General features: G+C 35.1%; 16 protein-coding genes. 9 read left to right on the top strand and 7 right to left on the bottom strand.

Annotated elements, in window-relative coordinates; all coding sequences use genetic code 11:
* Positions 1–13: 13 nt before the first annotated feature.
* Positions 14–2,002, bottom strand: coding sequence for a (E)-4-hydroxy-3-methylbut-2-enyl-diphosphate synthase (gene ispG, locus DF947_RS21070; protein ID WP_109932733.1), 1,989 nt, complete (start codon positions 2,000–2,002; stop codon positions 14–16).
* A 249-nt stretch (positions 2,003–2,251) separates the two neighbouring features.
* Between ispG and DF947_RS21065 the strand changes: the two genes are divergently transcribed.
* The gene (locus tag DF947_RS21065; protein ID WP_109932731.1) at positions 2,252–3,448 is read left to right on the top strand and encodes an ATP-binding protein; all 1,197 of its coding nucleotides are present in this window, start codon (positions 2,252–2,254) and stop codon (positions 3,446–3,448) included.
* A 10-nt stretch (positions 3,449–3,458) separates the two neighbouring features.
* Here the strand turns inward: DF947_RS21065 and DF947_RS21060 are convergent, their stop codons facing one another.
* From DF947_RS21060 to DF947_RS21045, 4 genes are read right to left on the bottom strand one after another with little or no spacing between them, the layout of a single operon-like run.
* On the bottom strand, positions 3,459–4,070 hold the full coding sequence (locus DF947_RS21060) for an RDD family protein (protein WP_109932729.1): 612 nt from the start codon (positions 4,068–4,070) through the stop codon (positions 3,459–3,461).
* A gap of 60 nt (positions 4,071–4,130) precedes the next feature.
* Positions 4,131–5,117 (bottom strand): LiaF transmembrane domain-containing protein, encoded by a 987-nt coding sequence (locus DF947_RS21055; protein ID WP_109932727.1) that lies wholly within the window; start codon positions 5,115–5,117, stop codon positions 4,131–4,133.
* A gap of 5 nt (positions 5,118–5,122) precedes the next feature.
* The gene (locus tag DF947_RS21050) at positions 5,123–5,809 is read right to left on the bottom strand and encodes a PspC domain-containing protein (protein WP_158526308.1); all 687 of its coding nucleotides are present in this window, start codon (positions 5,807–5,809) and stop codon (positions 5,123–5,125) included.
* Between the two features lie 19 nt (positions 5,810–5,828).
* Complete coding sequence (locus DF947_RS21045) at positions 5,829–6,518, bottom strand: SDR family oxidoreductase (protein ID WP_109932723.1); 690 nt, start codon at positions 6,516–6,518, stop codon at positions 5,829–5,831.
* A 147-nt stretch (positions 6,519–6,665) separates the two neighbouring features.
* Here DF947_RS21045 and DF947_RS21040 point away from each other — a divergent pair, with 147 nt between their 5' ends.
* The 6 genes from DF947_RS21040 to msrA all read left to right on the top strand — a co-directional run bounded on the left by DF947_RS21040 (position 6,666) and on the right by msrA (position 11,165).
* Entirely contained in the window at positions 6,666–7,400 is a 735-nt protein-coding gene (locus tag DF947_RS21040) for an MlaE family ABC transporter permease (protein ID WP_109926842.1), read from the top strand.
* Positions 7,400–8,152, top strand: coding sequence for an ABC transporter ATP-binding protein (locus DF947_RS21035; protein ID WP_109932720.1), 753 nt, complete (start codon positions 7,400–7,402; stop codon positions 8,150–8,152). The genes DF947_RS21040 and DF947_RS21035 overlap by 1 nt, the downstream gene beginning before the upstream one ends.
* Before the next feature lie 20 nt (positions 8,153–8,172).
* Positions 8,173–8,406, top strand: coding sequence for a DUF2281 domain-containing protein (locus tag DF947_RS21030; protein WP_109932718.1), 234 nt, complete (start codon positions 8,173–8,175; stop codon positions 8,404–8,406).
* Positions 8,407–8,497: 91 nt separating this feature from the next.
* The gene (locus tag DF947_RS21025; RefSeq protein ID WP_109932716.1) at positions 8,498–9,379 is read left to right on the top strand and encodes a class I SAM-dependent methyltransferase; all 882 of its coding nucleotides are present in this window, start codon (positions 8,498–8,500) and stop codon (positions 9,377–9,379) included.
* 100 nt (positions 9,380–9,479) lie between these two features.
* A complete protein-coding gene (locus DF947_RS21020; protein WP_109932714.1) occupies positions 9,480–10,523 on the top strand; it encodes a hypothetical protein in 1,044 nt (347 codons plus the stop codon).
* Between the two features lie 99 nt (positions 10,524–10,622).
* Positions 10,623–11,165, top strand: a complete 543-nt coding sequence (msrA, locus tag DF947_RS21015; protein ID WP_109932712.1) for a peptide-methionine (S)-S-oxide reductase MsrA — start codon at positions 10,623–10,625, stop codon at positions 11,163–11,165.
* A 1-nt stretch (position 11,166) separates the two neighbouring features.
* On the opposite strand, the gene DF947_RS21010 is transcribed toward msrA, so the two are convergent.
* Entirely contained in the window at positions 11,167–12,255 is a 1,089-nt protein-coding gene (locus DF947_RS21010; protein WP_109932710.1) for an acyl-CoA dehydrogenase family protein, read from the bottom strand.
* Between the two features lie 56 nt (positions 12,256–12,311).
* On the bottom strand, positions 12,312–12,971 hold the full coding sequence (gene pnuC, locus DF947_RS21005; RefSeq protein WP_109932707.1) for a nicotinamide riboside transporter PnuC: 660 nt from the start codon (positions 12,969–12,971) through the stop codon (positions 12,312–12,314).
* Positions 12,972–13,395: 424 nt separating this feature from the next.
* Between pnuC and DF947_RS21000 the strand changes: the two genes are divergently transcribed.
* Together DF947_RS21000 and DF947_RS20995 are read left to right on the top strand one after the other, a co-directional pair.
* Entirely contained in the window at positions 13,396–16,449 is a 3,054-nt protein-coding gene (locus DF947_RS21000) for a ligand-binding sensor domain-containing protein (RefSeq protein ID WP_158526307.1), read from the top strand.
* Positions 16,442–17,092 (top strand): response regulator, encoded by a 651-nt coding sequence (locus DF947_RS20995; RefSeq protein WP_109932703.1) that lies wholly within the window; start codon positions 16,442–16,444, stop codon positions 17,090–17,092. Before DF947_RS21000 ends, DF947_RS20995 begins: the two co-directional genes overlap by 8 nt.
* Positions 17,093–17,297 lie beyond the last annotated feature (205 nt).

The raw sequence follows: 17,297 nt of genomic DNA, 5'->3' as shown, positions 1-17,297 counted from the left end.
TTCGAATTCAAGCTTAAACTTTCTCTACCCAATTCCCATCACCTTTTATAATGTCAATCAATTCATCCAAAGCAAAAGCTGTGTTTACGTTTTTCTTAACCACTTCCTGACCACGATACAAAGTTATCTTATCTGGCCCTGTACCTACATAACCATAATCAGCATCAGCCATTTCACCCGGACCATTTACGATACAACCCATAATGCCGATTTTAAGTCCTTTTAAATGATCTGTTCTGGAACGGATAAGCTGAGTGGTTTCCTGTAAATCGAAAAGCGTTCTGCCACAGCTCGGGCAAGAAATGTATTCAGTTTTACTTATGCGTGTTCGTGTTGCTTGTAAAATACCGAAACTAGTCGAATTGATTAAAGCCAAATTTTGACCAGGAGCATCAATCCAAATTCCATCTCCAAAACCATCTGTAAACAGTGCGCCAAGATCTGTTGCCGAATAAAGCATTAAATGATCTGCATCTAAATCAGAATAGGTTCTTTTTATAATTACGGGTACCTGAATATTCTGTTGTTGTAAAGCAACAAAAAACGCTCTTTGCTCAGCCATACCGTGCAATGCAGAGGTTTTTAGGATGAGTACCACGTTGTTTAACTGGTTAATTATTAAATTGTTTAATTGTGTAGAATCAATTTCAACAAAATTTATAGACTCGTCCTTAACACCAGTTTTATTAAATTCTTCTAAAGAAAACAGTGGGTGACAATTATTTTTATCCTTTAAGCCCAACCAGGTTTGGTAATTATAAATCTGTTTCAAGTTTCCCGGAAAGGAGAATGATGGAAGATTATCACCCAAATAAACCAAATCGCAAGCTTGATCTGCTAGATTATATTTATCTAAACCTGCGCTATAATTGTATCCTACTGAATTTAAAAAGTATGGGTCTTTAAGATTTTCTTTAGAAACATCAATCATCACAACCGGGTGGTGATGCCCACCAATATGCTGGACAGATTCACTAATTCTTCTTGAATAGGAATAAGGAGAATAGGTTTTAATGGAAGATGTGGCATGGAAAATGGATGATGTACCATCGATCTTATGACTTTCAGCTTTTAACTTTTGTCTTTCAACCCTTTTTGGATACCGATCTGCCAATGCTTTTGCTACAGGTGCTTCAAATTCTGGATCTTCTGTTAAAGATACACGAATGGTATCGCCTAACCCATCTTCAAGCAAGGTACCAATTCCAACCGCAGATTTAATTCGTCCATCTTCCCCATCACCTGCTTCGGTTACGCCCAAATGCAAAGGATAATTCATGCCTTCTTTGGTCATGGTTTCCACCAGCAGGCGATAAGCCTGAACCATAACCTGAGTATTACTGGCTTTCATGGAAATAACCAGATTGTAATAATTTTGGTCCTCGCACATGCGGATAAATTCCATTGCCGATTCTACCATTCCTCTCGGTGTATCGCCATAATGGCTCATAATCCGATCGGAAAGCGAACCGTGATTGGTTCCGATTCGCATGGCCGTACCATATTCCTTACAGATTTTTACCAGCGGAATAAACTTTTTGTAAATTCTTGCCAATTCGGCATCATAAGTATCCTGAGTATATTCTATATTTTCGAATTTCTTTTTATCGGCATAATTGCCTGGATTTACACGAACCTTTTCTACAATTCTTGCGGCCATTTCAGCAGCATTTGGGGTAAAATGGATATCGGCAATTAATGGCACATCGTAACCAAGATAGCGAAGCTCTTTTTTAATGTTAGCCAAATTTTCGGCTTCCTTAATACTTGGTGCAGTAATACGAACGTACTCACTGCCGGATTCTACCATTCTAATGGTTTGTTCTACCGTTGCCAAAGTATTCATGGTATCGGTAGTTGTCATTGATTGGATTCGAATGGGATTATGAGCACCCATAGCGATATCTCCAATTTTAACTTCACGGGTTAAAAACCTAGAATATTGCGTTAAACTATTGCAATATCCGCCCTCTAAATCATGCTTTACCGATAAATTTTCCATGCGATTGCAAAGATAAGGATTGTTGGAATGTTTTAATGTTGGAAAGTTGTAAATTGTTTTTAGATGAGATGATTAAATTATAGATTATTATCTTGTCTTAATTTGGGTTACGGAATGTTTGGTGAGCCACCAACTAGGGGGTTGACATTTGGCGTTGCACAAAAATACTATTATTTAAACATTGTATAATCTTATTTTGCTACAAAATAATAGCATTTTTTGTTATTTTTGCTATAAATTTATAGCAAAATGGAAAATTTAAAAGTAAAATCTAATCTAATTGTTCAACAACAAGCTACGGATATTATTAGACCATTAGCAAAAACTATAGATTGGGATGATAGATTAATAAGTATACTGGGTGCTAGAGGAACAGGAAAAACAACATTAATGTTGCAGCGAATTAAATCTATATATGGCTTAAGTAATGAGGCAATGTACATTACGATGGATGATATTTATTTTACGAACAACTTACTTTCAGATTTTGCCAAAGAATTTAGACAGAATGGTGGAAAAACATTGTTTATTGATGAAATACATAAATATCCGGATTGGGCAAAGGAAATAAAAAACATCTACGATTTTTACAAAGACATAAATATTGTATTTACGGGTTCTTCAATAATTGATATTTCCAGGCAAAATACAGATTTAAGCCGCAGAGCAGTTCAATATGAATTAACTGGTTTATCTTATAGGGAATTTTTAAGTTTTACAGGCATTGCTAATGTAGAACCTATTTTATTTAAAGATTTGCTTAACCACCATGTTGAGATTGCCAATACCTTAATTTCAAATTTCAAACCCTTACAGCACTTTAATGATTTTTTAAGATATGGTTATTACCCGTTTTTTATAGAAAATACCAATACCTACCATTTGCGATTAGAAAAAGTTGTAAGACTGATTATTGAAGAAGATTTACAGTTTGTAGCAGGATTTAACCCGCACCATTCTCGAAAAATTTACCAACTCCTCTATATCCTATCAACAAATGTTCCTTTTAAACCCAATATTAGCAGTCTTAGTGAAAAAACGGGAATAAGTCGAAACATGATTATAGAATATCTATATTATCTTAATAAAGCAAAACTGATAAATTCGCCCTCGGCTGCCGGAAAAAGCATAAGCACATTGCAAAAACCCGATAAGATATTTTTAGAAAACACCAATCTGTCGTTCGCTCTTAGTCCAAATAATGTAGATAAAGGTTCCTTGCGAGAAGCCTTTTTTATGAATCAGGTAAAAAACGCACAGCATGAGGTATGCTTACCATTAAAAGGCGATTTTTTTATCGACGATAAATTTACTTTCGAAATTGGAGGTAAAGGGAAATCGGCAAAGCAAGTAATGGATTTAGAAAATTCCTTTATTGCTTATGATGATATGGAAGCAGGGATTGGAAATAAAATTCCGTTGTGGATGTTTGGATTACTATACTAGTTTTAACACACTAAATTAGCCGATCTTTTATAACCAGTGTATTTGCGGCAATATCATGCCAGCACTGATGTTTTTTATTTAAAAAGCTATATAAATAGCCAAAGAAAATCGGTAGAACCGATAAAATTTTAGAGAAATTTCTAATGGCTGAGACTCCGAATGAAATTCTACTGCCCTCTAAATCACTTACTTTGATCCCGATCAACCTCTTGCCAATTGTTGCCTGCTTTTCAGAGGATTCTGCAAAAATTCCATAAATTAATTTAACTATAAAAATTGACGGGAATGGAATAAGAAAGGCCATAATTCTTTGGTCTTTTCCTTCTATAAAAATAAAGCTGATTAAAATTAAGAGAATATAAATGCCAAAGATTAAAAAATGATCAATTACTGAAGCCAATAATCGTTGGTCAAAAGCCGCAAAATACTGTGGTGCTGTTTTCTGAAAGCTAAAACCCAAAAGCTCACGCAATTCGGGAATTGCATGAGCTTCTTTATAATCGTCCATTCCGGGTTTGCGGATAAATGTATTCGGTGAGATGTTTAAATCACTAAGCTCCGATAAATTATATGGCCCTTGGGGTTTACCGTTAATAACTACTGTGTACTGATCGAGATTCATTGGATTTTAAGATTAAAGTCGAACATCAGGCTTTAGTCTTTAAGCTTTCACCTTCGAGCTTTAGTATCTGCTCACTTCAAAGTTACTTAATCCACCATCTAAATTGATAAAGATTTTTTTGGTTGATGTTTTATAGTTTGAGGTTTCATAAACACCATCGCTAATTTTTTCAAATCCTTCAAAATCTTTAGCCGATAAGCCGGTTTTCGTATTAATTCTACAACCTGAATTGGTTGGAACTTTTATTTTAACATCGGCAACGCCAGATTTTACAATTACATCGGTAATTGGCAATAAATCTCCAAATTTTATATCTAAGGATGCTGCGCCCCCATCGAAACGGAAGGTACGAACTTTATATTCAGCAAAATCAAAATCGGCCTCACCTGCACCCAATTTCATAATTACATCCCAGTTAGGGGCTTTATTTAATTTGAAATCTACATCGTTACCCCCATCTCCAAAATTCCATTTGTTTTTCTTGTCATCCATTTTAAAGGTTAAAACGGTTGCGCTATCGCTAACTACTTTATTTAACGAGAAATTGCCATGTCTTTTTTTAACATCTGCATGGATAAGTTCATCCGTTTCGCCATCAAGATTGAAAGAGATTCCACCTCCTGATATATTTAAAACCGTTTTTTTAGCATTTTCGGTAGATACAAATGGCTGTGTAAGGTTTAAACTACTAAAGGCGGTATCACGATCGTTGTCATCATTATCGTTGTCGTTGTCATCATCATCTAAATTAATATCAATATCTTTTTTAAAATGATGATTTCCCCACCATGAAGTATGTTCTGGAGGCTGTTGTCCGCGATAAAAAAGAAATGATAAACCGATTACCAAAACTCCAATTGAAATTAAACTTCCGGTTTGAGAATTATTTTTATTGAAAAGGATATTTAATCCAAAAATGATGAGTAGCAGAGGCCAAAAGCTCCATACATTGCGCCAGTAAAAATCGATAACGCCAAAGTTTTCCAGTAAGAGTACACCGCCTATAAAAAGCAGGATTATACCCCAAATTAATCTATCTAGTTTCATAATATTTATATTTGAGGGTTTGTAGGGGTTGAATTGTTTTCATCTTTGGGTGTTTCTTCCACAACAATTGCATCTGAGAAATCTGCAGGTTTTTTAGGTTCTTCTTCTGCAGTAGCTTGCTGGTTCTGAAACGCATTCCATTCATTTTTTCGCTTAGATTTGGCGATAACGCTTACACCCAAGGCAATAAAAATTAGAGGCCACATAAACTTAAATAAGTTTCTAAAGCTGAACCAATCTGGAATAAAATCCATTTCACGCATTAAAAAGAAACATCCAATTACTAAGAGCAATAAACCTCCAACGGTACGGCCAGTATCATTTGGTTTGTTAAACTTGCCAAAATCTGGCTGGGTTTCAAAAGGTTTTTTTTCTGCACCTTCGTTAATCGGCTGGCTCCAGTTTGGATTTGTAGAAGCAAAGGGATCAGCGGCTCCAAATGGTGGCGTATTTGGGTTGTTCTTGTTAAAGTAATCGTTAAATTTCGAGAATCTTGAAGCCGGATCGTTATTTACCGGAACAATAATCCACATAATAATATAGGCTATTAAGCCACCCCCGGCCATAAAAATAGCCGATAATGCAAACAACAATCTAATTATGGTAACCTCTACTTGCATGTAATCTGCAAGGCCTGAAGCTACACCGGCAATCATCTTATCGTGTTCGTTTCTAAAAAGCTTCCTTTCCATAATCTTGTTCATTTTGTGTTTAAAAATCGAGCGGAGTAATTAAAACCTCATCAACATTAACCCCTTTACTTAAGTTTAAAATGGTGAACAAAGTTTCTGCAATATCTTCGGGCTGTACAAATTTTTCATCTGGAATGGTAGTTCCTTCCCATGATGAGGTTTTGGTTGAGCCCGGCAAAAAGGCAGTTACTTTAACGTTGTGTGGTGCTAACTCTTGCCGCAATACATGATTAAGACTTAGCATCGCTGCTTTTGTTACACTATAACTGCCACCATTTTTCACAGGCGCTTTACTTGCCACTGAACATATGTTGAATATGTGCCCACGCTTCTCCATCCGCATTTTTTTACCATAAAACTTACTAATATAATATCCTGCATTAACATTTATATTCTGCTGTTTTTCAAAGGTTTCGTCGTCCTCATCCAACATAGATCCTGGCAAGAAAGCGCCAACATTGTTTACCAATACATCAATATGGCCGAACTCGGTTTCTGCACGATTTAGAAACTGATACACTTCTTCCTTAATGGAACAATCAACAGCGTAAATTAAAACAGTTCGTCCGGTTATGAATAATTCATCACGAAGTTTTTCAAGTTCAGTTAAACTTCTGGCCACAAGTGCCAGATGATAACCCTCTTTCCAAAGTTTAATTGCTATGGCTTTTCCAATTCCTTTTGTTGCCCCTGTTATTACCGCTTTCATGTTTTGTGGTTTAATTTTTGTAAGCAAAAAACCATATTTATATTTAAAACCACGAATATTTCTGTAATTAACCCAAGCCTACAACTTTTTTATTGTTTCTTTGTAGTATTATAGAATGATCATTTAAATTAAGCAAAAACATACGGAATGAATTTTACCAATTTCGGCAGATACATCCTGCTACTCAAATCTGTATTTAGAAGGCCGGAAAAACTGAAGATATATCTTAAGGAAATTGCCAAACAGATGGATTATGTGGGTGTTGGCTCTTTAGGACTTATCGCAATTATCTCTACTTTTATTGGTGCGGTAATGACACTACAAATTGCTTTCCAGTTGGTGAGCGATTTTATCCCAAAAACAATTATCGGATCGGTAAATCGTGATTCGAGCATCTTGGAACTTAGCCCAACCATTAGCGCAATTGTACTGGCCGGAAAGATCGGTTCGGCAATTTCTTCGGAAATTGGCTCTATGCGTGTTACCGAACAAATTGATGCTTTGGAAATTATGGGCATAAACGCTCCAGGATATCTAATTCTACCTAAAATTATTTCGGGCATAACCATGGTACCCATGTTGGTAATCATTTCTATGTTCTTGAGTATTACAGGTGGTTACATTGGCGGTTCTATATCAGGTGCAGTTACTCCTGCAGAATATATTCAAGGGATTACAACAGATTTTAACCCTTACACCATAACAGTTGCCTTGGTTAAGGCTTTTGTTTTCGGGTTTATTATTACATCGGTACCCGCCTATGAAGGTTTCTACGTTAAAGGCGGTGCATTAGAAGTTTCATTAGCAAGTACCAGAGCAGTTGTAATTAGCTGTATCTCTATTCTTGTTTGCGATTATTTGGTTACTCAACTATTATTGTAATGATTGAAATAAAAGATATTTATAAATCATTTTCCGGAAATGAGGTTTTAAAAGGCATTTCAGGAGTATTTCAAGAAGGCGTAACCAATTTAATTATTGGAGGTTCTGGATCGGGAAAAACAACGCTTTTGAAATGTATGGTTGGTTTGCACCAGCCAGATTCTGGTTCTGTACTTTATGATGGAAGGGATTTTACCCCGATGAGTTACGAGGAAAGAATTGATGTTCGTAAAGAAATTGGGATGCTTTTTCAGGGATCTGCGCTGTTTGATAGTATGACCGTTGAAGAGAATATTATGTTTCCTTTAAATATGTTTACCACCCAAACCCGCAGCGAGAAACTTGATCGAGTAAACTTCTGTTTGGAACGCGTTAACCTAGAGGGAAAAAATAAATTATTTCCATCCGAATTATCAGGTGGGATGAAAAAGAGGGTTGGTATTGCTCGTGCCATTGCAATGAATCCAAAATATTTGTTTTGCGATGAACCCAATTCAGGTTTAGATCCCAAAACATCCATCGTTATTGATGAGTTGATTAAGGAGCTTACTGAAGAATACAAAACCACTACAATTGTAGTAACCCACGATATGAACTCAGTAATGGGAATTGGTGATTATATCTTATTTTTGCATGAAGGAAAAAAATTCTGGGAAGGCAGCAATAAAGAAATTGCCCATACCGATATTCAGGAACTTAATGATTTTGTATTTGCCAGCCGTTTCATGAAAGCTGCAAAGGATAAGTTTTAAGAAAATCATTATATTTGATTATGACCACGGCTACAAAAAATATCATTCATAAATTGCAAACCTTGCCTGATGATATGGTAAATGAGGTGGAAGATTTTATCGATTTTTTAAAAGCTAAGCATTACAAAAGTTTTTCTAAATCAACTAGCGAAGAGGGCAATATTGTTGAAGAGCCAAAAAGCTTATATAGAGCAGCTAAGGGCACTATACTTTATATTGCTGATGATTTCAATAAACCATTAGATTTCAATTAACGATCATCATTGCAAGGCACGAAGCAATCTCTTTAATTATATCGATTAGATTGCTTCGTACCTCGCAATGACGAGTTATATTTTATAATAAATGATACAATTACTTGCCCCAACCCATTGGAAAGACTATGAACTGATTGATTGCGGGGATTTTGAAAAATTAGAACGCTTTGGCAATGTTATCTTAATCAGACCTGAACCTCAGGCGGTTTGGAAAAAAACATTATCAGAACAAGAATGGAAAAAAACTGCCAATATAACTTTTAGAGGTCGTTCGGCTACATCTGGCGAATGGGTTAAAAAAAATCCTGCATTGCCAGATCGTTGGCATGTAGAATATAAAAACAACGAAGTTGCCATTAAACTTCGATTAGGCTTAACTTCATTTAAGCATGTGGGGGTTTTCCCTGAGCAGGCAGTGAACTGGGATTTTATATCTTCATCAATCAAAAAATTTACTACGCCAAACCCAAAAGTTTTAAATCTTTTCGCTTATACAGGAGCTGCTTCCTTAATTGCAAATGCAGCAGGCGCAGAAACTACCCATGTAGATTCTATTAAGCAAGTGGTTACCTGGGCAAATGAAAACCAAGAACTATCTGGTTTAAAAAATACCCGTTGGATGGTTGAAGATGCCCTGAAATTTGTTAAGAAAGAATTAAAGAGAGGTAAAAAATATAATGGAATTATTTTAGATCCACCCGCATATGGTCATGGTCCAAATGGCGAAAAGTGGAAGCTGGAAGACCACATTCAGGAAATGATGCAGGATGTTGTACAGCTTTTGGATGAAAAGGAACATTTTTTAATTCTTAATACTTATTCTTTGGGATTTTCTTCCGTTATTGTAGAAAATTTAATTCGCACATCCTTCCCTAGCGTTACAAATTTAGAAACCGGTGAATTGTATTTACAAGCCACAGCAGGCATTAAACTTCCATTGGGCGTTTTTGGCAAATTCTGCAATGTGTAAATGTTGAATACTTTATTTTGCACTACCGGTTTTCCATCCTACTTTCATACAATACAGATTCGGAAAAACTGATTAAACATTAAAATCTATATATAAATCTATGAAATTACCTCAATTAGCGGGCACACTAATGCTTGGTTTTGCCGCGATCAGCTTATTTGCCAACTGCAATTCGGATGGCAAGGGTGGCGTAAGCAAAATCTTCTCTTCGGATACAACAAAAAAGAAAACAGATTCTACAGCAAATGTAATGAAGCCTGTTGATCCGAAACTTTATGATTCTTTAGTGCGCAAATTGGCTAACGGAGATACAACCGGAAAATGGCCTGTAAAAAAACAGCCTTATCCACTAGCAGGTGCAATATTGCCTTTTAAACGCATTGTGGTTTATTATGGTAATCTCCACTCAAAAAAAATGGGTGCTTTGGGAGAATATGCTCCGAAAGAAATGTGGCAACGCTTAAATGCAGAGGTTAAACATTGGGAAAAAGCAGATCCTTCTACCCCGGTACAACCAGGCTTACACTACATTGCAGCGGTAGCCAGCGGAACACCAGGAAAAGATGGCAAGTACATCAACAGAATGGGCAACAAACAAATTGATTCGGTTTTAACCATTGCTAAAATGCAACCGGGAACAATTGTATTTTTAGATTTGCAGGTTGCTTTAAGTACTATAAAAGCAGAATTGCCTCACATCGAAAAATATTTGGAGTTGCCTTACGTACATTTGGGAATCGACCCTGAGTTTTCTATGAAAGATGGTACATTGCCAGGCAAAAAAATTGGAACTTACGATGCGGCGGATATTAACTATGTAACGGGTTATTTAGCAGATATTGTTAAAAAACACAACTTGCCTCCAAAGGTTTTCACACTGCACCGTTTTACCAAGAAAATGGTAACCAATTATCAAAACATTAAATTACGTCCTGAAGTTCAGGTTATTATGCATATGGATGGATGGGGTGAACCAGAACTGAAAAAAGGAACATACCGCCATTTTATTTATGGTGAACCTGTTCAGTTTACAGGATTTAAATTGTTTTATAAAAATGATCTGAAAAAAGAGCCTAAGCGTTTAATGACTCCAGAGGAATTATTAAAACTTACGCCGAAACCGATCTATATTCAGTATCAATAATTAATATCAATTTATCATAACCTCGTAAATTAATTTTTACGAGGTTTTTTTATGCCTGTTAAAAAATCCGAAATGGCATGGTTTTCGTTAACTTAGTATATGCAAACAGCAATTTTTGGAGGTGGGTGCTTTTGGTGCACCGAAGCCGTTTTTCAATCAGTAAAAGGTGTAAGTCAAGTCGTTTCGGGTTATATGGGTGGAGAATTAAAACACCCTACATATATGGAAATTTGTAACGGAGATACCGGTCATGCAGAAGTAATTCAGATTGAGTTTGATGAAAAAGTAACCAGCTTTAGCGAACTTTTATTAATTTTCTTTAAAACTCATAATCCTACAACATTAAATAGGCAGGGTAATGATACGGGCACTCAATATCGCTCCGTTATTTTTTATGCCAATCAAGATCAAAAAGAACAGGCGGTAAAAATGATTGACAAACTGACAAAGGAATTGGTTTACGATAGTCCAATCGTTACTGAAATTTGCCCAATATCTGATTTTTACGAGGCTGAAGATTACCATCAGAATTACTTCAATCAAAATCAGGGTAAACCTTATTGTGCTTTTGTAATACAGCCTAAACTCAACAAATTTGCATCAGATTTTAAGGATAAAATTATACCTCAAGAAGCAAAATAGATTAAGATTCGAATGTAAGCAGGGCATGCTGACTTGCCGTGTGTAAATCTCTCCAAACTCTATTCAGCTCTGTGTCTTTTCTTGCCGCCTCTAATCCACAATAAATAAACAAAGAATCGGCTACTTTTCGTGAGGCATGCGCAAGCTTTCTGCTCAATGCACTAACGCTTTTCAGCTTTTCAGCTGTAATGATTTTATTGTTAACCAATTCATCCCAGGATTCATCAAAAGCCTTATAAAACGCTGACTTAATATTTGCTAAAGTATTTCTTCCTGAATTCAGCTCCATCTCAAAAAATGCGATTTGATCTTCGGTATACCGTTTTAATCCAGATCTTGAGTAAAAGGATTGTTTAACTAATTCAACAAAATGATTTGCCATGCCCAGATTGTTCACGGCAAGTGTTGTTTCTGCCAATTGTAAAAACGGATAGTCAAAACCTTCTTCCTCAATCTCGATGGTATTATTTATTTTAAAGGTTCTATTGGCTGGAACCTCAATATCTATAACATCGAACGCATGGCTACCTGTTGCAATAAGACCAAAATAAGACCAACCCGGTAAAATATTGACTTCATCTTTTTTTAGGATAAACGATTTGATCTCTGGATTTCCGGCCTCATCCAAAATGTCAGATCCATTTATATTTTTTAAAACACAATTGGCTGTAAAAATTGTAGCGTGTAAGGCGCCACTTGCATATTTCCAATGGCCATTAATTAAATAACCGTTTGAAGTTTTTATTGCTGTTCCACCAACCGCACCACTGCCTGCAAAGCAAACCGTTCGATCTGCAAAAATTTCTTTGGCCAATTCCGGATCTAAAAACCCGGCAAACCAACCAGCTCCAGCACAAAGCGTAATGGTCCAGCCCAAACTTCCATCTGCTTCTGCTAAAGATTCTTCAAGCCTTAAAATTTCCGGCAACTTTTTACCGGGACCACCATAAATTTTCGGCACAAACAATTTAAACCATTGCTCTTGATAAGCGAGTTCTAAAATTTCTGGGTGAAGTTGCCCCATTTCTTCTGAATAACCGGCCAAAGCATTGACTTTTTCTTGCCAGGTTTGTACTAATGTATCTTGCATGTTTTTCCTTTAGGGGATGATTGAGTAAGCAATGATTTTATATCTGTGCCTAATTTTTAATTCAGCGCCAATTTTTTCTTATTCACAATTTTTTTCCAATCGAGATACCCAAAAATGGCAACCACAAATAAAAAGGTGGTTAAGCAACTCATCATTATATATTTCTTATGAATTAATAGCGGGATGGCTACAATATTCGAAATGTTTAGAAAAATCCAGTTTTCGATTTTGCGTTTGGCTAGCAACCACATTCCAGCCCAGGCAAAAGCAGACACAAAAGCATCGGCAAATGGAACATCCGATTTTGTAAAATAAATATTGGCTCCATTAATTATGAAATGCTCGGGCAGATTGAGCAATAAAAAGTAGAAGACTCCAAAACCAATAATGGAGATTAATACAGCAATAATAAGCTCTTTTTTTGTAGACCAATACACTTCTGTATGATGATGGCTTTCTTTGTTCTTCCAAATTATCCAACCATATATACTCATAATGAGGTAGTAAAAATTAAGGATAATTTCTGCATACAGATTTGCTTTAAAAAGCAAAAACATCCCTAATAAAATAGAGACAATGCCTGTTGGATACAACCAAATGTTATTTTTTTTAGCTAATAATACTTCTGAAACACCAAAGCCTACAACTAGCCATTCTATGATGGAGGTGTTTAAAATCTGCGCTATAAAAAGCCCGAACCAATCTTGAAAATTCATTTACAATACATTTTGCTTAAAGCCAAAAAAATACGCTAAGTACTGTTTTCGGGGCGAAACAGTATTGTAAAGTCAACCTCTTCCCTACGTCGGCATTATCCGAATCAGGTGCATACTTTAAGGAATTCACAATCCCTAAATAAACAATTTCAAAAATCTGATATTGATTATTTCGTACTGGTCATTCCTCAAGGTAATGGGTATAATCTCAGCCAGTTAATTGCAACAGAAATTGCATCATTAAAAAGCACCCCTTTGAGTAGCACAAATATATACTATTTGCACCGGAATATCTTTTAAAAAATATGTTGGGATTTCCTCAGAATTCAAAAACCTGAAAATGAGCCATCAAGAAATCTTTAGTAGCTATAATTTTCTATATTTGATTTTGAACAAATTGCAAGTCCAGCTCAATTTTATCAATATGATAAAGAAAACAACCTCAACCTTTATTGTTTATTTAAAGCTGCTGATTGCATTTTCTTGTGTTTTTACAACAAAAGTCATCGCTCAAAATAAGCAAACCTTACTATTTAAACATTTAACTCAAGAAGATGGATTGAGTGATCCGACAATTAAGGCCTTACATACCGACAAGGATAATTTCCTGTGGATCGGTACGGAGAATGGCTTAAATAGATTTGATGGGACATCGTGTATCACTTACAAAGAATCAGCTAAAAATAGATCGAGCTTTCCCGGGAATTACATCACAAAAATTATTGAAGATAAGGGGGGTAATTTAATTATTGGTTCGCAAAGTAATCTTGTTAAATACAATAAAGCAAAAGATAGTTTTGAAGCTTATAGTTTTTCCAATCCAAACCTAAAATCAAATTACTATTCATTTCCATTTTACATTGATGCCGAGGAAAATTTATGGGTTTATCTGGCAGGCAATGTATATAAATATGCAGAGAAGCAGAAAAAATTAAGTTATGTAACTACATATTCAAACGGGTATGCCTTTACCCCCATTCCTTGTTACAAAAAGCTAAATTGGTTTGTAAGTAGAGGTGTAAAGGGAATTTATTTAAATGAGGCAAATGATGTAAAAGAAAAGCATGTTAAAGAATTTTTTATGGGTAGCCAAACTTTAGTAAGCCATATTGAAGATGTGTACTTTGCTTCTGATACATTATTTTGGATGGCCGGCGATAAGGGTTTGATAAAATTAAATCCCGCATCAAAAAAATATCAAACCTTTAATAGCTACCTAAAAGAAAAAAATATTGCTTGCACAGCTATAGCTAAATATCCTGGAAAACCCTGGCTTTTTGTAGGAACCCGGAACAACGGTTTATTGATTTTTGATTTAACAACAGAAAAATTCATTGATCAATATGTACATCAATCCAGTAATTTATTTAGTCTCTCGGCCAATTATATCAGACGGATTTATATTGATAAAAAACAAAATCTATTTATTTCAGTAGATGGTTATGGTCTGGATTATACAAATTTAAACAAGGTTATTTTTCCTAGATATTTAGATAAAAAAGAATCGAATAATGCAAATTTCGACAACGACATCAGCTATATCTTAAAAGATAAATATGGAAAAATCTGGTGTGGAACCAAAAACTCTGGCTTACTTATTTATAATCAGGGCCTGGATAAATCAGCCAGACATGAGTTTTTAAAAATGGGAATTAGCAAGCTGGTGGAGCTTGATAATGGCAATCTTTTAATCGAACTTTCTACCGGTTCATTTTATATTTATGTTCGTACACTCGATAAATTCCTGCCTTTAAAAACCAGTTTTTCGAAAACCTACAACGGAAAGGTTCAAATAAACCAGATTATGAAATTTGGTGATGACTTATATACAGCAACAGAGTATGGGGTTGCAAAGGCAAATATCAGAAATAATGAATCTTTGTTTTTGAATATGGTTGATGATATCAATCGCTCGCTCAACTGGCCAAATATTCAAAGACTTATTCCCATTTCGAAGAATAAACTTTTAGTTCAGACATTTTACACCAGCACTTATCTGTACAGTTTTAATAATGGGCAATTTAAATACGAAAAAGAAATTGGCAGATCACCGTATGCCATTAATGGGAATGTAACCATTGGAGATAAAATTTTCCTGGCTACAACATCGGGATTAATAAAATACAATACGACAACCAGTATTTTAGATAACCTAAGTATTTTCGACGCAAACTGTACAAGTATTTTGGCCGATAAAAATCAAAACCTTTGGATTGGAAGCAATAATGGGCTTTATTTTTATGACAACCAAAAGCAGAGCAAAACCCGTTACACCATATCTGATGGTTTGCAGAGCATGGTTTTTAATTCCAACAGCATTTCGTTGATCGACGAAAATCAAATTGCAATCGGCGGGATTAATGGCATAAATCTTTTCAATCCGAATAAAACAAATATTTATAAAAGCGTTTCTCAGCCAAAAATTACCGAGATTTTAATAAATGATCAACCATACACTGAGTCTGGAAATCCCATTACAACAAACAATTTAAACCTAAAGCACAATCAAAATACGCTAACTTTTGCTTTTAGTTCAATGGATTACATTAACCCCAAGCAACGTAAAATAGTTTATAGAATGGTTGGCTATGATAATAAGGAAGTAACTGTTTTAGGGAGTAATCGAATTCGATTTCCAAATATGCCATCGGGAAGTTTTAAACTGGAATTATTGGATGCACAGAGTAATTTAAAAACAACATTGTCCATAACAATAGGTGCACCTTTCTGGCAAAAGTGGTGGTTTATCTCTTCCATGTCCATCAGTTTAATTTTATTATCTGCGCTAGTTCTGTATTTATATTTAAGGTGGATCAAACACCAGCAACTTCTACAATTGAGGCAAATGATTAATTTCCAAAAGGCAGACAGGAAAAGAATTGCAGATGATCTGCACGATGATCTTGGCCTAAAGCTTTCATCACTGAAACACTATTTATTAGCTGGTGATATTAACAAAATGATTGATAGCGGAGAGCTTAGAACCCTATCATCAGAATATATAGATGAAGCCGTTAATGTTCTGCGAACAACCTTGATTAATTTAAGTCCGAAAACGCTCGATGAAAGCGGATTAATTATTGCCCTGCAAGACTTAACAGAAAGTATTGGAAAGTTGGGAATTGTTAAAATCCATTTCGATTATTCTGGCTTTACCACAGTGTTAAAAAGCGCCCAACAATATGCACTATATAGAATTTGCCAAGAGTTAATTAACAATACAATAAAGCACGCCCAAGCAAAAAATATTTATATTTCGATAATAAACCGCGATGAAAAGTTAATATTGCTTTATGAAGATGATGGAAAAGGCTTTGACTATGAATCGGTAAAGAGAGGTTATGGATTATCGAATATAGAAGCCCATGTAAAAGCCATAAAAGCTGATATTGAATTAGACACTGAGATTGGAAAAGGCGTTGCCGTAACCATTATTATAAATTTACGGCAGAATATAAAATTTAAGATAGATGATTAAAATACTTATTGCAGACGATCATAATATGCTGATCAACGGCTTAAAACTAATTTTAGCCGTAAGAAAGGATTTTAAAGTCATCGCATCGGCAAATAATGGGATTGAAGTTATCGAGTTGGTTAAAAAAGAGAAACCAGATTTAATTCTTCTGGATATTAATATGCCAATGCTAAATGGTTATCAAACAATCCAATTGATAAAAGCAGATTTTCCAGATATAAATGTAATTGTTTTATCAATGCTTAATGATAAAAGAAGCGTTTGGAATATGTTAGAAGCTGGTGCAAAAGGCTATCTTTTCAAAAATACAGACGATAAAAATCTCTTCAAAGCCATTGATGAAGTGAGCAATGGAAGGTTTTACGTTACCGAGGATCTTGAATCTATTCTTGAAGAGTTTCTACTAAACAATAAAAACCCCGACAAGGGCAATAAGCCACAGCTACTATCTTCTAGAGAGCTTGAAATTGTTCGGTTAATTATTGATGGCAATACAAATGCCCAAATAGCCGATATGCTTTATTTAAGCATTAGAACGGTAGATACGCACAGAAAAAACATCTTTCATAAGCTAAACTTAAATAATACCGCATCATTGGTTAAATATGCCTTGGAAAATAAAATTTTCTTGGGGCTTGATTAAAACACAACGTATTCTATATACAGATACCAATCTATTTAAGGCTACAAACCTGTAAAAATACCGTAAAAAGCGTATTGAAATAACAAATTGCTTTATGTCAATTTGTGTAGATCAAACAACAGCCCAACATCATTATTTTTTTAAAAATAGCGATGGGAAATTTGATCACAAGAGTTATGTCATCATAATTCTTATTAACTAATCA

It is taken from the genome of Pedobacter paludis (assembly GCF_003173575.1).
GTDB classification, from domain to species: domain Bacteria; phylum Bacteroidota; class Bacteroidia; order Sphingobacteriales; family Sphingobacteriaceae; genus Pedobacter; species Pedobacter paludis.
This window is presented reverse-complemented; position numbering and strand designations above follow the sequence as displayed.

Bases quoted from the DNA above. Each gene is read 5' to 3' on its own strand.
- ispG (WP_109932733.1), bottom strand. From the start codon at position 2,002: ATGGAAAATTTATCGGTAAAGCATGATTTAGAGGGCGGATATTGCAAT.
- DF947_RS21065 (WP_109932731.1), top strand. From the start codon at position 2,252: ATGGAAAATTTAAAAGTAAAATCTAATCTAATTGTTCAACAACAAGCT.
- DF947_RS21060 (WP_109932729.1), bottom strand. From the start codon at position 4,070: ATGAATCTCGATCAGTACACAGTAGTTATTAACGGTAAACCCCAAGGG.
- DF947_RS21055 (WP_109932727.1), bottom strand. From the start codon at position 5,117: ATGAAACTAGATAGATTAATTTGGGGTATAATCCTGCTTTTTATAGGC.
- DF947_RS21050 (WP_158526308.1), bottom strand. From the start codon at position 5,809: ATGGAAAGGAAGCTTTTTAGAAACGAACACGATAAGATGATTGCCGGT.
- DF947_RS21045 (WP_109932723.1), bottom strand. From the start codon at position 6,518: ATGAAAGCGGTAATAACAGGGGCAACAAAAGGAATTGGAAAAGCCATA.
- DF947_RS21040 (WP_109926842.1), top strand. From the start codon at position 6,666: ATGAATTTTACCAATTTCGGCAGATACATCCTGCTACTCAAATCTGTA.
- DF947_RS21035 (WP_109932720.1), top strand. From the start codon at position 7,400: ATGATTGAAATAAAAGATATTTATAAATCATTTTCCGGAAATGAGGTT.
- DF947_RS21030 (WP_109932718.1), top strand. From the start codon at position 8,173: ATGACCACGGCTACAAAAAATATCATTCATAAATTGCAAACCTTGCCT.
- DF947_RS21025 (WP_109932716.1), top strand. From the start codon at position 8,498: ATGATACAATTACTTGCCCCAACCCATTGGAAAGACTATGAACTGATT.
- DF947_RS21020 (WP_109932714.1), top strand. From the start codon at position 9,480: ATGAAATTACCTCAATTAGCGGGCACACTAATGCTTGGTTTTGCCGCG.
- msrA (WP_109932712.1), top strand. From the start codon at position 10,623: ATGCAAACAGCAATTTTTGGAGGTGGGTGCTTTTGGTGCACCGAAGCC.
- DF947_RS21010 (WP_109932710.1), bottom strand. From the start codon at position 12,255: ATGCAAGATACATTAGTACAAACCTGGCAAGAAAAAGTCAATGCTTTG.
- pnuC (WP_109932707.1), bottom strand. From the start codon at position 12,971: ATGAATTTTCAAGATTGGTTCGGGCTTTTTATAGCGCAGATTTTAAAC.
- DF947_RS21000 (WP_158526307.1), top strand. From the start codon at position 13,396: ATGATAAAGAAAACAACCTCAACCTTTATTGTTTATTTAAAGCTGCTG.
- DF947_RS20995 (WP_109932703.1), top strand. From the start codon at position 16,442: ATGATTAAAATACTTATTGCAGACGATCATAATATGCTGATCAACGGC.